Consider the following 14,152-nt stretch of genomic DNA (forward strand, 5'->3'; position numbering starts at 1 on the left):
ATTGATCAGGGGCAGGCGACGGATCAGTCGACGGAGACCTTGGGCCTGCGCCGCGGTGCCGAGTCGGACTGCCGCCGGATCAGCGTGAAATCGAACGTCTTGTGCCGGTCCTGCGGATCGATCGCCTGCGACCGGCGAATGGTCGAGGCGAGCATTTCGACCGCCGATCGCGCCATGTCCGCGATCGGCTGATGAATCGTCGTCAATTCGGGCCAGATCGCGGTCGACAGCGTCGTGTCGTCGAACCCGCACACCGTCAGGTCGCCCGGCACGTCGAGCCCGCGCCGATGCGCGACCGCGACCGTCGCGGCGGCCATGTCGTCGTTCGACGAGAAGATCGCCGATGGCTGCTCGGCGAGGCCCAGCAGCGTCTCGGCGGCATCGAGCCCCGATCGGTAGGTGAACAGCCCGTGCGCGATCAGCGAGTCGTCGCGTGCGATCCCGGCCTCGTCCAGTGCCGCCGCATAGCCTTCGAGCCGACGCGCGCTCGACGACAAATTCGGGTTGCCGGTGATGAAGCCGATCCGGCGGTGGCCCAGCGCGATGATGTGCCGCGTCATCGTCAGCGCCGCCTCGCGGTCGTCGATGCGGATCGCCAGCATGTCGGGCACGGGCAGACCGCTCGCTAGCGACACGGTCGGGACCTGTGCCGCCGCCAGCAGGTCGAGCACCGCATCCGCCTCGCACAGCGGCGGCGGCAGGATGATGCCGTCGATCCCGCCCTCGATCAGGTGACGCGTCACCGCGATCTCGTGCTCGCCCAGGTCGCATTTCTCGATGATGATCTGCACGTCGCTGCGCGCCGCCTGGTCGAGGCTGCCGAGCAGGAACTCGCTGAGAAAGCCCGCGCTCGGGTTGCTGTAGAGCAGGCCGATGCGCACCTGTCCCGCCCCGGCCAGGCTGCGCGCGGCCGGATTGGGCGCATAGTTCAGCGTCGCGATCGCGTGAGTCACCGCGTCGCGCGTCGCGGCGCGCACATTGCTCGTGCCGTTGATCACGCGCGACACGGTCATCGGCGAGACCCCTGCGAGTCGCGCGACGTCGCTGATGGTCGGCGCGCCGCCGGTGCGCCGCGACGTCTTGACGCGGCCGATCGAGGAAGTGTTCATGTACCAACCGTTAGCGCACCCCCTTGACGCGGCAAAGCCCCACGCGATCCGATCCCGAGTCGGGCGTCGTCGTCGGGCCTCGATCGACGACTCGCCCCGTTGCGAGACGCCTGCCGTTCTTTTCATGGGGTATTTTTCGTGCGCGACGATGCGGAACCCCCTTGCTCCGGCGCACGGGAGGGATATGATAGCGCTATCTCCCGCCACGGCGGAGGACAGGTCTCGTAGAAGACCAGCTCTTAGGAAGGATCATTAAGGTCATGCGCCTCCGTTTCCCCATGCCCGCCCGCCGTGCGCGCGCGGTCCCGTTGCTGGCCGCCTCCGCTCTGGTCATTCCCGTGCTGGCGGGTCTCGCACCCGCGCTGTTCACGGGCGGGACCGCGACGGCACAGTCCGCCGCCAAGCCGCAGGGCGAACCGCGCAGCCCCGAGGGCAAGCGCTATTTGTCGCAGCCGCTGGTCACCAGCATCTACACCGCTGACCCGTCCGCGCATGTCTTCAACGGCAAAATCTATGTCTATCCGAGCCACGACATCGACGTGACGACTGCCGACGACGATCTGGGCAACCAATATGCGATGCGCGATTACCGCGTGCTGTCGATGGACCGGATCGGCGGGCCGGTGAAGGTGAACCCCGTCGCGCTCGACGTGAAGGACGTGCCCTGGGCGTCGCAGCAGATGTGGGCGCCCGACGCCGCCTATAAGAACGGCACCTATTATCTGTATTTCCCGGTGCGCGACAAACAGCTCGACAAGAACGGGCTCGGCACCTTCCGCATCGGCGTCGCGACGTCGAAGAGCCCGGTCGGCCCGTTCAAGGCGGACCCCAAGCCGATCGCGGGCAGCTTCTCGATGGATCCCGCGGTGTTCACCGACGCGAACGGCGCCAGCTACATGTATTTCGGCGGCATCTGGGGCGGCCAGCTGCAGCGCTGGAAGGACGGCAAGTTCGATCCCAACGGCTCCGACACCGATCTCGGCCAGGACGACCAGCCCGCGCTGTCGGGCAAGATCGCGCGGTTGAACCCCGACATGAAGAGCTTTGCCGAAACGCCGCGCGACGTCCAGATCCTCGACGAGGCCGGCAAGCCCGTGCTCGGCGGCGATCATGAGCGGCGCTTCTTCGAGGCGTCCTGGATCTTCCAGCGCGGTGGCAAATATTACTACACCTACTCGACCGGCGACACGCACTTCCTGAACTATGCGACCGGCGACAACCCGTACGGGCCGTTCACCTACAAGGGGCATATCCTGAAGCCGGTACAGGGCTGGACGAGCCACCATTCGATCATCGAGTGGAACAAGAAATGGTGGCTGTTCTATGCGGACACGCAGCTGAGCAACAAGAATCACTTGCGCAACGTCAAGGTGACCGAGCTGAAGTTCGCGCCCGACGGCTCGATCCCCACCATCGATCCGTTCGTCAACTAATGTTCCTCGGAATCGACATCGGCACCTCCGGCGTAAAAGCCGTGGTGCTCGACGAGGCCGGCAGCGTCGTCGGCCAGGGCGTCGCCGCGCTGAGCGTCCAGCGGCCGCATCCGCTCTGGTCCGAACAGGATCCCGATGCGTGGTGGCACGCGACCACCGCGGCGGTCCAGGCGATCGACCCGGCCGTCCGCCGCTCGGTCCGCGGCGTCGGGCTTGCCGGGCAGATGCACGGCGCGACCCTGCTCGACGCCGACGACCGCCCTTTACGCCCCGCGATCCTGTGGAACGACGGCCGCAGCTTTGCCGAGTGCGAAGCGATGGAGCGTGCGGTGCCCGACCTGCGCAAAATCGCGGGCAACATCGCAATGCCGGGCTTTACCGCGCCCAAGCTGCTCTGGGTGCGCGAGCATGAGCCCGAGATCTTCGCGAAGATCGCGACCGTGCTGCTGCCCAAGGACTATGTCCGCCTGCTGATGACCGGCGACAAGGCGTCCGACCTGTCGGACAGCGCAGGGACCCTCTGGCTCGACGTCGCCGCGCGGAGCTGGAGCGATGCGCTGCTGGCCGCGTGCGGACTGACGCAGGCGCAGATGCCACGGCTGTACGAAGGCTCCGAGATCACCGGCACGCTGACCGCCGAGGTCGCCGAACTCTGGGGCATGCCGCCGGTCCCCGTCGCGGCGGGGGGTGGCGACAATGCCGCGGGTGCGGTCGGCGTCGGCGTGGTCGCGGACGGCGATGCACTGCTGTCGCTCGGCACCTCGGGCGTGATCTTCGTCGCTACCAAGGACTTCCGCCCCAACGCCGATAGCGCGGTCCATGCCTTCTGCCACGCGCTGCCGGGCATGTGGCACCAGATGTCGGTCCATCTGTCGGCCGCGTCGTGCATCGACTGGGTGGCGAGGATCACCGGCGCGACCGGCCCGGCCGACTTGTTCGCACGGGCGGAAGCCGCCGGTCCCGCCAGCGGCCCCGAGATCTTCCTCCCCTATCTGTCGGGCGAGCGTACGCCGCACAATGATGCCGAGGTTCGCGGCGCGTTCCTCCGGCTCGACAACGACACCGATGCCGGCCGTCTGTCGCAGGCGGTGCTCGAGGGCGTCGCCTTCGCGCTCGCCGACGGGCTCGACGTGCTGCGTGCGGCGGGGACGACGGTCGAACGCCTCGCGGTCATCGGCGGCGGCGCGCGCTCGCGCTACTGGGGCGCGGTGCTCGCCGCGGCGATGGAGGTCGAACTCGTCTATCTCCAGGGCGGCGAGGTCGGCCCCGCGCTTGGTGCCGCACGGCTCGCGCAGCTCGGTGTCGATGGCGGCGATCCCGCGACCGTCTGCGTCGCACCGCCCGTGTCGCACCGCATCGCCCCCGACCCCGCACTCGTCGCCGCGCTCGCCGAGAAAAAGGCGGCGTTCCGCCAGGCCTATCCCCGTATCACCCCCAAGTCATAGGAATCCCCGATGTCCGACTTCTTCGCCGATATCCCCCAGATCAAATATGAGGGCCCCGACAGCAGCAACGAGCTCGCCTATCGCTATTACGACAAGAGCAAGGTCGTGCTCGGCAAGACGATGGAGGAGCATCTGCGCTTCGCCGCGTGCTTCTGGCACACCTTCTGCTGGCCGGGGTCGGACGTGTTCGGCGGGGGCACGTTCAACCGCCCCTGGCATGCCGGCGCCAACGACTCGGCCGCCGCGGCGCACAAGCGCGAGGTCGCGTTCGACTTCTTCAAGAAGCTCGACGTGCCCTATTACTGCTTCCACGACGTCGACGTCATGGCGGATGCCGCCAACGTGACCGAGCATCGCCGCTTTTTCGCCGAAGCCGTCGACCATCTGGAACAGCTCCAGGCCGCGTCGGGCCGCAAGCTGCTCTGGGGCACCGCCAACGCGTTCAGCCATCCGCGCTATGCGGCCGGCGCGTCGACCAACCCCGATCCCGAAGTCTATGCCTTTGCCGCGCTGCAGGTCCGCGACGCGCTCGAGGCGACGCATCGCCTCGGCGGCCAGAACTATGTGCTGTGGGGCGGTCGCGAAGGCTATGAGACGCTGCTCAACACCGACATGAAGCGCGAACTCGACAATTTCGGCCGCTTCCTGAGCCTCGTCGTCGAGCACAAGCACAAGATCGGCTTCACCGGCACGATCCTGATCGAACCCAAGCCGCACGAGCCGACCAAGCACCAGTACGACTTCGACACCGCGACGGTGTACGGGTTCCTCAAGCGCTACGGGCTCGAGAACGAGGTGCGCGTCAACATCGAGGCGAACCACGCCACGCTGTCGGGGCATACCTTCGAACACGAGATCGCGACTGCCAACGCGCTCGGCATCTTCGGGTCGATCGATGCCAATCGCGGCGATCCGCAGAATGGCTGGGATACCGACCAGTTCCCCAATTCGGTCGAGGAACTGACGCTGGCGATGGTCGAGATCCTGCGCGGCGGCGGCTTCACCACCGGCGGCTTCAACTTCGACGCCAAGGTCCGGCGCCAGAGCATGGACGCGGCCGACCTGTTCTACGGCCATGTCGGCGGCATCGACGTCGTCGCGAAGGGCCTACTCGCCGCTGCCGCGATCATCGAGGATGGTCGGGTCGATGCGATCAAGGCCAAGCGCTATGCCGGCTGGGACGGTGATTTCGGCAGCACGATCGGCGGGCTCGATCTGGCCGGTATCGCCGATCTCGCGGTCGAGCGCGACATCGATCCGAAGCCGGTTTCCGGCCAGCAGGAGCGCCTCGAAAACCTGATCAACCGCTTCCTCTGATCGACCCGCGACGCCGGGGCCACGTCCTGACGGACGGGCCCCGGCCTTGCCGCTCGCTGCCCAGCCGCTGCAATCAAGCTGCTGGGAACAGGCGATAAACCCGTCGATCCGGGTCCGATTGCCACATGAACGATTTGTCACGATCGCGGCGGGGCCCTTTGCCCCTGCTGCTGTGTTGTCGCGCCTGACACCAGTTGTCCGCAAGTCATGTCAGGGGCCGGATCGATGCATAACATTACTATTAGGGCAACAACACTTCCCGATCACGCCGCCTAGTCTGAAAAGACCATGGCGAGGACCAGGATGATGACCGGCTATGCTGGTCATCGTGGCGATTATGACTGCCGTGTCGCACCGGATCGGTGCCGCGTCGGAAAATGCGACGGACGCTGCGCGTGACACCTTGGATTGGCCTGACCTGGGCAATTTGCGCGGCGGCGACGGCCGGGGTGATCGCGCGCCCGTTCCGCCTGCCCGAAGCGGTGTGGGCGGTCGCCGGCGCGGTCGCGCTGCTCGCGCTGGGTCTGTTGCCACTCGCTGCCGGGCTGACCGCGGTCGGCAAGGGCATGGACGTCTATCTCTTCCTGATCGGCATGATGCTGCTCAGCGAGACCGCGCGCCAGCAGGGCCTGTTCGACTGGATCGCCGCGACCGCCGCGCGCGGTGCACAGGGGTCGCCCGTCCGCCTGTTCGCGCTCGTCTACGTCACCGGGATCGTCACCACGACCTTCCTGTCGAACGACGCCACCGCGGTCGTGCTCACGCCCGCCGTCTATGCCGCCGCGCGCAAGGCGAAGGCGGATCCGTTGCCGCTGCTGTTCGCCTGCGCACTCATCGCCAACGCGGCAAGCTTCGTGCTGCCCATCTCCAATCCGGCGAACCTCGTGCTCTATGGCGGCACGATGCCCCCGCTCGGCCAGTGGTTCGCCTCGTTCGCGCTGCCATCGGTGGCGGCGATCGTCGTGACCTATGGCGCGCTCCGCTGGACCGAGCGTGCGCGGCTCGTCGGGCAGTGCGAGACGGAGATCGCGCGCACGCCGCTGACCCTCGGCGGCAAGGCGGCGCTGGCAGGGATCGTCGTCACCGCGGTCGTGCTATTGCTGGCCTCGGCATTCGACGTGCAACTGGGGTTGCCGACCTGCATCGCGGGGGTCGCGACGACGCTCGCCATCTGCCTGCTGGTCCGCATGTCACCCCTCGTGGTCGTGCGCGACGTGTCGTGGAGCGTGCTGCCGCTCGTCGCCGGGCTGTTCGTGCTGGTCGAGGCGCTCGATCATAGCGGCGTCATCGGCCACGTCGCTGCGTGGTTGCGAGCAGAGGCCGCCGATCCGGCGCGTGCAGCCCTGACCGCGGGGACCCTGCTCGCCTTCGGGTCGAACCTGGTCAACAATCTTCCCGCCGCGCTGATCGCGAGCACCGCGGTCGCACAGGCGCAGCCACCACGCGTCGTCGTCGATGCGCTGCTGATCGGCGTCGATCTCGGCCCCAACCTCTCGATCACCGGGTCGCTTGCGACGATCCTGTGGCTCCAGGCAATCCGCCGCGAAGGCCTTGATGTCGGGTTCCTGCGCTTCCTGAAGGTCGGCGCGGTAACGATGATTCCCGCGCTCGCCGCCGCGCTCGGCACGCGCCTGCTGATCGGCTGACCCTCGACGCTCCTCTCTGCCGCCCCCTCTTTTCCAGGACCAAGGACCGACCATGGCGACCCTCTCCGCTTCCCTGCCCTCCCGCCACCCCCCCGGCGGCAAGGCCCCGCACCGTCATGCGCCGGCGGGACGTACGCTCGACGCGCTGAACTTCTTCCTCGCCGACGTGCGCGACGGGCTCGGGCCCTATCTCGCCATCTATCTGGTCGCGGTCCGCGGTCCCGCGCATGGCTGGAACGAGGCGACGGTCGGGCTGGTCCTGACGATCGCCGGGATCGTCGGCCTGATCGCGCAGACGCCCGCCGGCAGCCTGATCGACAAGAGCCGCAACAAGCCGCGGATCGTCATGGTGGCAGCGTTGCTGGTAACTTTGGCCAGCGTATCGCTGCCGTTCGTCACGGGCTTCACGGTGGTGACCATCACCCAGTCGGTCGCCGCCGTCGCCGGCGCGATCTTCGCCCCCGCAATCTCGGCGATCACGCTCGGTCTGGTCGGGCCAAAGATGTTCGCCAAGCGGGTCGGCCGTAACGAGGCGTTCAACCATGCCGGTAATGCGGTGTCCGCCGGGCTCGCGGGCGTACTCGCCTGGACGTTCGGACCGGTCGTGGTCTTCTGGCTGATGGGCGCGCTGACCGTCGCCAGCATCGTCACCGCGACGCGGCTCCACAACGACGATATCGACAATGCCGTCGCGCGTGGCCTCGACTGCGAGCCCGATGCGGACTGCGACGAGCCAAGCGGCTGGAAGACGCTGATCGATAACCGCCCGCTGATGACCTTTGCGGTGATAGCGTTCCTCTTCCATCTGGCGAATGCCGCGATGCTGACCTCGGTCAGCCAGCTACTCGCGCGCACCGTCGGCAAGGATCAGGCGACGTCGCTGACCGCCGCGTGCATCGTCGCGGCACAGCTCGTGATGGTGCCCGTCGCGATCTTCGTCGGCCGGCATGCCGAACGGCTCGGCACCAAACCGCTGTTCCTCGTCGCCTTCGGGTTCCTCGCCGCACGCGGCGCGCTCTACACGCTGTCCGACGATCCCTATTGGCTGGTCGGCGTGCAGGCACTGGACGGCGTCGGCGCGGGCATTTTCGGCGCGCTGTTCCCCGTCGTGATCGCCGACCTGACCGAGGGGAGCGGCCGGTTCAACGTCAGCCAGGGCGCGGTCGCGACGACGCAGGGGCTTGGCGCAGCGCTGTCGGCGACGCTGGCGGGATCGATCATTGTCTGGGCAGGCTACAGCGCGAACTTCCTAACGCTCGCGGCGATCGCGGGGGCCGGGTTCCTGCTCTACATGATCGCGATGCCGGAGACGAAGAAGGGCGGCCAAGTGTAAGTCGGGAAATCGATCCGAACACCCCCTGTCCTGTGGTCCCGCTTTCGTGCAACAGCAGGACCCCACATCACCCTGTCCCCTGCCCCGGATCCCGAGCCGCATGACCAGCGACATTCTCATCATCGGCTCCGGCGCGGCCGGGCTGACCGCCGCGCTCACCCTCGCCGACCGTTTCACCGTCACCGTGCTCGCCAAGGGGGCTCTGAACGAAGGGTCGACCGCCTGGGCACAGGGCGGGATCGCGGCGGTGCTCGAACCCGGCGACACGTTCGAGAATCATGTCGAGGACACGATGGTCGCCGGCGCCGGGCTGAACGACCGCGGGATCGTCGAGATGGTGGTCGAGGGCGCGCCAGCCGCGATCGAACGGCTCACGCATCTCGGCGTGCCGTTCGAGACCGAGGGGAACGCGCTGCACCTGACGCGCGAGGGCGGCCACAGCCATCGGCGGATCGTCCATGTCGCCGACGCGACCGGCTGGGCGGTGCAGGAGGCGCTGCAAAGGGCCGCCGAGGCGCATCCCAACATCACGCTGGTCCCCGACCAGGTCGCGATCGACCTTGCCACCGGGCGGCACGAGATGCGCTATTCGGGCGCAGGCCGGGTTTGGGGCGTCTATGCGGTCGACCGCGGCACCGGTCGCGTCGCGCTCTATACGGCGCGCGCGACGATCCTCGCGACCGGGGGTGCGGGCCGCACCTATCTGTTCTCGACCGCGCCACGCGGCGCGACGGGCGACGGCATCGCGATGGCCTGGCGCGCGGGCGCGCGCGTGTCGAACATGGAGATGATGCAGTTCCACCCGACCTGCCTCTACAATCTGGAGGTCAAGAACTTCCTGATCACCGAGGCGGTGCGCGGCGAAGGCGGGCGGCTGATCAACCCGACCACCGGCAAGCGTTTCATGACCTATTATGATCCCGTCCGGATGGAGCTGGCGCCGCGCGATATCGTCGCGCGCGCGATCGACGCCGAGATCAAGCGCTACGGGCTCGATTACGTTCATCTCGACATCAGCCACATGCCCGCCGACTTCATCCGGCATCATTTTCCGAACATTCACGAAAAGCTGCTGACCGTCGGTATCGACATGACGACGCAGCCGATCCCCGTCGTCCCCGCCCAGCATTACACCTGTGGCGGGATCGTCGTCGACGAGCATGGCAAGACCGACCTTCCCGGGCTCTATGCGGCGGGCGAGTGCACCGAATCGGGGTTGCACGGCGCGAACCGGCTGGCGTCGAACTCATTGCTCGAATGCTTCGTGTTCGGCGAGGCCGCGGCGGACAGCATCGCCGCCGATTGGGACAGCCTGCCCCCGCCGCCGCCGATCCGTCCCTGGGATGAGAGCCGCGTCACCGATTCCGACGAGGAAGTGGTCATCAAGCAGACCTGGACCGAGATCCGCCGCTTCATGTGGAATTATGTCGGCATCGTCCGCACCACCAAAAGGCTCGAACGCGCACAGCACCGGATCGCGATGCTGAACGAGGAGGTCGCCGAATATTACCAGCATTTCCGCGTCACGCCCGACCTGATCGAACTGCGCAACCTGCTTCAGACCGCCGAACTGATCGTCCGCTCGGCGCTACATCGTCACGAAAGCCGTGGCCTGCACTACACGCTCGATTATCCGCAGATGTTGCCGGAGGCGGTCGACACGGTCCTGACGCCCTGACGTTCCGCGTCCCGGCGCATCGGACGTGCAGTTCGTCGCAGCCGGCCGCGCGGGGCGTATCGCGGCGATCCGGACCGTATCAGGATCATAGCGCTATCGCAGGATATCCGACACCCATGGCATTTGGCAGGTTCGCGCGTCTTTTCGTGACCGGCGGCATCGCGCTCGCGCTGACCGGCTGTGGCTCGACGTCACGCCCCGGGGCGACCGGCGCCGCGCCGCAGGGCGATGGAACCGCCAGCGTATCGATCCCGGTCCCATTGCCCACCGCACGCGCCACCCGTGCCGCGCCCGCTCCGCTGGTCACCGCGATCGACGCCTTGCACCATGATTTTGCGGGCAAGGCGGGGATCGCGATCCGCGCGGTGGACGAGGGCTGGACGGTCGAGGCCGGCGGGCGCCAGCGCCTCCCGCAGCAATCGGTCAGCAAGCTCTGGGTCGCGATCACGCTGCTCGACCTGCGCGATCAGGGCAAGGCGAAGCTCGAGGATCCGGTCGTCGTCCGCGCGGAGGATCTGACGCTGTTCCATCAGCCGATCGCGATGCTCGTCACCGGCGACGGCTATCACACCACCGTAGGCGAACTGCTCAGGCGCGCGCTGACGCATAGCGACAATACTGCGAACGACCGGCTGCTGAGCTATGTCGGCGGCCCGCGCGCGGTGCGCGGCATGATCCTGCGCAAACAGCTCGGCGAGATCCGCTTCGGTCCGGGCGAGCGGCTGTTGCAAAGCGGGACGGCGGGGCTTGTCTGGCAACCCGCCTATGCGCTCGGCAACGCGTTTGCGGTCGCGCGCGCGCGGCTCGATCCGCAGATCCGCGCCGCCGCACTCGACGCCTATGTCGCCAATCCGCCCGATGGCGCCGCGCCGATCGCGATCGCGGACGCGCTCGCCCGGCTCGCGCGGGGCGAATTGCTCAGCGCCAGCTCGACCCAAGTGCTGCTCGACACGATGGGCGCGTCGGTCACCGGCCGCGCGCGGTTGCGCGCCGCGCTGCCCGCGGGGTGGCGGATCGCGCACAAGACGGGCACCGGCCAGGATCTCGGTCCCCGCAACGCCGGCTTCAACGATGTCGGGCTCCTGACAGCGCCCGACGGCAAGCGCTATGCGATCGCGGTGATGATCGGCGACACGCTGCGACCGATCCGCGAACGCCAGATGCTGATCCAGGCGGTCGCCGCCGCGGTCGCCGCGCATGCCGGTGGCGCCCGCCCGTCAGTCTGAGATTTTCCTCACACCTGATACCCAACAACCACGCTTCGCCCATTGGTCCGCGCGCGCGCATCCGCTAGACCGCGCGCGATGCCCCATCTCTATCTCGTCGACGGCTCCGGCTATATCTTCCGCGCCTATCACCGGCTGCCGCCGCTTACCAACAAGCATGGCGAGCCGGTCGGCGCGGTGTACGGCTATACCACGATGCTGTGGAAGCTCGCGGACGAGGTCCACGCGGCCGACGGCCCGACGCACATGGCGGTCATTCTCGACAAGTCGTCGAAGACGTTCCGCAACGATCTCTACGACAAGTACAAGGCACAGCGTCCGCCCCCGCCCGAGGATCTCGTCCCCCAGTTCCCGATGATCCGCGACGCGACGCGCGCCTTCTCGCTGCCGTGCATCGAGACCGAGGGGCTCGAGGCCGACGACATCATCGCCTGTTATTCGAAGGCGGCGCTGGCGCAGGGCTGGTCGGTCACGATCGTCTCGTCGGACAAGGACCTGATGCAGCTGATCGAGCCCGGGCTCGACATGTATGACACGATGAACAACCGCCGGCTGGGCGCGGAGCATGTCGCGGAAAAGTTCCACGGCGTCACGCCGGCGCAGCTCGGCGACGTGCTCGCGCTGATGGGCGACAGTGTCGACAACGTGCCGGGCGTTCCCGGCGTCGGCCCGAAGACCGCCGCAAAGCTGATCCTCGAACATGGCGATCTCGAATCGGTGCTTGCCGCCGCCGAGGGCATGAAGAAGGGCAAGCTGCGCGACAATCTGATCGAGCATGCCGAGATGGCGCGGCTGTCCAAGGTGCTCGTCACGCTCCGATGCGACGTCGCGCTGCCCGAGCCGCTCGAGGATCTCGAACTCAAGGGCATCCCCGACGCCCCCTTGCGCGCGTTCCTCGATCATCACGGCTTCAGGTCGCTGATCGCCAAATTGTCGGCCGTCGCCGAAGCCCCGGTCGCCGAGTCGACCGTGGTCGCGGACATGGACGCGGACGAGCCGTGCAAGCATGACGATTACGAGACCGTCGTCGACGAGGCGGCGCTCGACCGCTGGATCACCCTGGCGAAACACCAGGGCTGGATCGCGATCGACACCGAGACGACCGGGATCGACGCGACGCGCGCCGACCTGGTCGGGATCAGCCTGGCGCTGCATCCGAACCTCGCCTGCTACGTACCTATCGCGCATGGCGGCACCGATTTGCTCGCGGAAAACCCGGTCCAGATCGACCGCGCGATCGTGCTGGCGAAGATGAAGCCGCTGCTGGAGGATCCGAGCATCCTGAAGATCGGCCATAATCTCAAATACGACATGATCGTGCTGGCCCGCGCCTATGCCACCACCGGCGGCGTGACGATCGCGCCGTTCGACGACACGATCCTGATGAGCTTCGACCTAGACGCCGGGCTTCACGGCCACGGCATGGACGAGCTCGCCGCGACGCACCTTTCGCACACCTGTATCGCGTTCAAGGACGTGGTCGGCACCGGCAAGTCGCAGCGTAGCTTCAACGAAATCGACCTCAAGGCCGCGACCCATTACGCCGCAGAGGACGCGGACGTGACGCTGCGCCTGTGGCGGCGGTTCAAGCGCCGCCTGCCCGCCGAGGGTTCGACGCGCGTCTACGAGATGGTCGACCGCCCGCTCGTCCCCGTCATCGCGCAGATGGAGATGCACGGGATCAAGGTCGACGCCGCGAAGCTGTCGAAGCTGTCGACCGAGTTCGCCGCACAGATGGCGAGCCTCGAGACCGAGATTCACGCGCTCGCCGGCGCGCCGTTCACGATCGGCAGCCCCAAGCAACTCGGCGACGTGCTGTTCGAGAAGATGGGCATCAAAGGCGGCCGCAAGGGCAAGTCCGGGGTCTATTCGACCGACGTCACCGAACTCGAACGCATCGCCGCCGACAAGGATTCGCCCGGCGCGGTGATCGCGCGCAAGGTGCTTGACTGGCGCCAGCTGTCGAAACTGAAATCGACCTATACCGACGCGTTGCAGGCGCAGATCAACCCCGCGACGGGTCGCGTCCACACCTCCTACTCGCTGACCGGCGCACAGACCGGGCGGCTGTCGTCGACCGATCCCAACCTGCAGAACATCCCGATCCGCACCGAGATCGGCCGCCAGATCCGTGACGCGTTCGTGGCGGAGCCCGGCAACGTGATCCTCGCCGCCGACTACTCGCAGATCGAACTGCGACTGGCCGCGCACATGGCGAACGTCCCCGCGCTGAAGCAGGCGTTCGCGAACAGCGACGACATCCACAGCCTGACTGCGCAGGAGCTGTTCGGCGAGGTCAACCGCGACACGCGCGGTCGCGCCAAGACGATCAACTTCGCGATCCTCTACGGCATTTCGCGCTGGGGGCTCGCCGGCCGGCTCGACGTGTCCGCGGACGAAGCGCAGGCAATGATCGACCGCTATTTCGATCGCTTCCCCGGCATCTCCAGCTACATCGTCGACACCACCGAAAGCGTCCGCGCGACCGGGTTCACGACGACGCTGTTCGGCCGCAAGACGCATTTCCCGCGGATCCGCTCGAAGATCCAGCACGAACGCCAGGGCGCCGAGCGTGCCGCGATCAACGCGCCGATCCAGGGGACGAGCGCCGACATCATCAAGCGCGCGATGGTCCGGATGGGGCCGGCGCTGCTCGAAGCCGGGCTGCCGAACGTGCGCATGCTGCTTCAGGTCCACGACGAACTCGTGTTCGAACTGCCCGAAGGCGATGTCGAGGCGGCCAAGCCCGTCATCGAACGTGTGATGGCGTCCGCGGCCGAGCCGGCGGTGACGCTCGACGTGCCGCTAGGGATCGAGATCGGCACCGGCCTGAGCTGGGGCGCAGCGCATTGATCGCGCAGGGCGGCAGCCGGCCACGCCCGGCTGACTCGCACAAGCGCGGCCGGCGGAGCGTTCGCTCCGACCGACGACGCGGCTTTGCCGTGGCGCGGCGCACCAACGGCGC

9 protein-coding genes are annotated in these 14,152 nt (G+C 67.5%); 8 read left to right on the top strand and 1 reads right to left on the bottom strand.

Annotated features, from left to right (window positions below):
• Positions 1-23: 23 nt before the first annotated feature.
• Entirely contained in the window at positions 24-1,109 is a 1,086-nt protein-coding gene (locus NEF64_RS01070) for a LacI family DNA-binding transcriptional regulator (protein ID WP_031394103.1), read from the bottom strand.
• Between the two features lie 278 nt (positions 1,110-1,387).
• On the opposite strand from NEF64_RS01070, the gene NEF64_RS01075 reads away from it, so the two are divergent.
• From NEF64_RS01075 to polA, 8 genes are all read left to right on the top strand, one after another.
• Positions 1,388-2,542, top strand: a complete 1,155-nt coding sequence (locus NEF64_RS01075; RefSeq protein ID WP_056406588.1) for a glycoside hydrolase family 43 protein — start codon at positions 1,388-1,390, stop codon at positions 2,540-2,542.
• Positions 2,542-3,987 carry a xylulokinase gene (gene xylB / locus NEF64_RS01080; RefSeq protein ID WP_056406590.1) on the top strand — a complete coding sequence of 482 codons (1,446 nt, stop codon included), beginning with the start codon at positions 2,542-2,544 and terminating at the stop codon, positions 3,985-3,987. Before NEF64_RS01075 ends, xylB begins: the two co-directional genes overlap by 1 nt.
• Positions 3,988-3,996: 9 nt before the next feature.
• Positions 3,997-5,304, top strand: a complete 1,308-nt coding sequence (xylA, locus tag NEF64_RS01085) for a xylose isomerase (protein ID WP_056406591.1) — start codon at positions 3,997-3,999, stop codon at positions 5,302-5,304.
• Between the two features lie 377 nt (positions 5,305-5,681).
• Positions 5,682-6,950, top strand: coding sequence for an arsenic transporter (locus NEF64_RS01090; protein WP_056406593.1), 1,269 nt, complete (start codon positions 5,682-5,684; stop codon positions 6,948-6,950).
• 52 nt (positions 6,951-7,002) lie between these two features.
• Positions 7,003-8,283 carry an MFS transporter gene (locus tag NEF64_RS01095; RefSeq protein ID WP_056406596.1) on the top strand — a complete coding sequence of 427 codons (1,281 nt, stop codon included), beginning with the start codon at positions 7,003-7,005 and terminating at the stop codon, positions 8,281-8,283.
• Between the two features lie 100 nt (positions 8,284-8,383).
• Positions 8,384-9,961 carry an L-aspartate oxidase gene (gene nadB / locus NEF64_RS01100; protein ID WP_031440868.1) on the top strand — a complete coding sequence of 526 codons (1,578 nt, stop codon included), beginning with the start codon at positions 8,384-8,386 and terminating at the stop codon, positions 9,959-9,961.
• A gap of 116 nt (positions 9,962-10,077) precedes the next feature.
• Entirely contained in the window at positions 10,078-11,187 is a 1,110-nt protein-coding gene (locus NEF64_RS01105; protein WP_200912181.1) for a serine hydrolase, read from the top strand.
• A gap of 78 nt (positions 11,188-11,265) precedes the next feature.
• Complete coding sequence (polA, locus tag NEF64_RS01110; protein ID WP_056406598.1) at positions 11,266-14,040, top strand: DNA polymerase I; 2,775 nt, start codon at positions 11,266-11,268, stop codon at positions 14,038-14,040.
• Positions 14,041-14,152: the final 112 nt, after the last annotated feature.

Origin of the sequence: Sphingomonas aerolata, assembly GCF_023935825.1 — a bacterium.
Taxonomy (GTDB): Bacteria; Pseudomonadota; Alphaproteobacteria; order Sphingomonadales; family Sphingomonadaceae; genus Sphingomonas; species Sphingomonas aerolata.

Coding starts and splice junctions, on each gene's coding strand:
- xylA (WP_056406591.1), top strand. CDS start 3,997: ATGTCCGACTTCTTCGCCGATATCCCCCAGATCAAATATGAGGGCCCC.
- NEF64_RS01070 (WP_031394103.1), bottom strand. CDS start 1,109: ATGAACACTTCCTCGATCGGCCGCGTCAAGACGTCGCGGCGCACCGGC.
- NEF64_RS01075 (WP_056406588.1), top strand. CDS start 1,388: ATGCCCGCCCGCCGTGCGCGCGCGGTCCCGTTGCTGGCCGCCTCCGCT.
- NEF64_RS01105 (WP_200912181.1), top strand. CDS start 10,078: ATGGCATTTGGCAGGTTCGCGCGTCTTTTCGTGACCGGCGGCATCGCG.
- NEF64_RS01090 (WP_056406593.1), top strand. CDS start 5,682: ATGCGACGGACGCTGCGCGTGACACCTTGGATTGGCCTGACCTGGGCA.
- nadB (WP_031440868.1), top strand. CDS start 8,384: ATGACCAGCGACATTCTCATCATCGGCTCCGGCGCGGCCGGGCTGACC.
- polA (WP_056406598.1), top strand. CDS start 11,266: ATGCCCCATCTCTATCTCGTCGACGGCTCCGGCTATATCTTCCGCGCC.
- xylB (WP_056406590.1), top strand. CDS start 2,542: ATGTTCCTCGGAATCGACATCGGCACCTCCGGCGTAAAAGCCGTGGTG.
- NEF64_RS01095 (WP_056406596.1), top strand. CDS start 7,003: ATGGCGACCCTCTCCGCTTCCCTGCCCTCCCGCCACCCCCCCGGCGGC.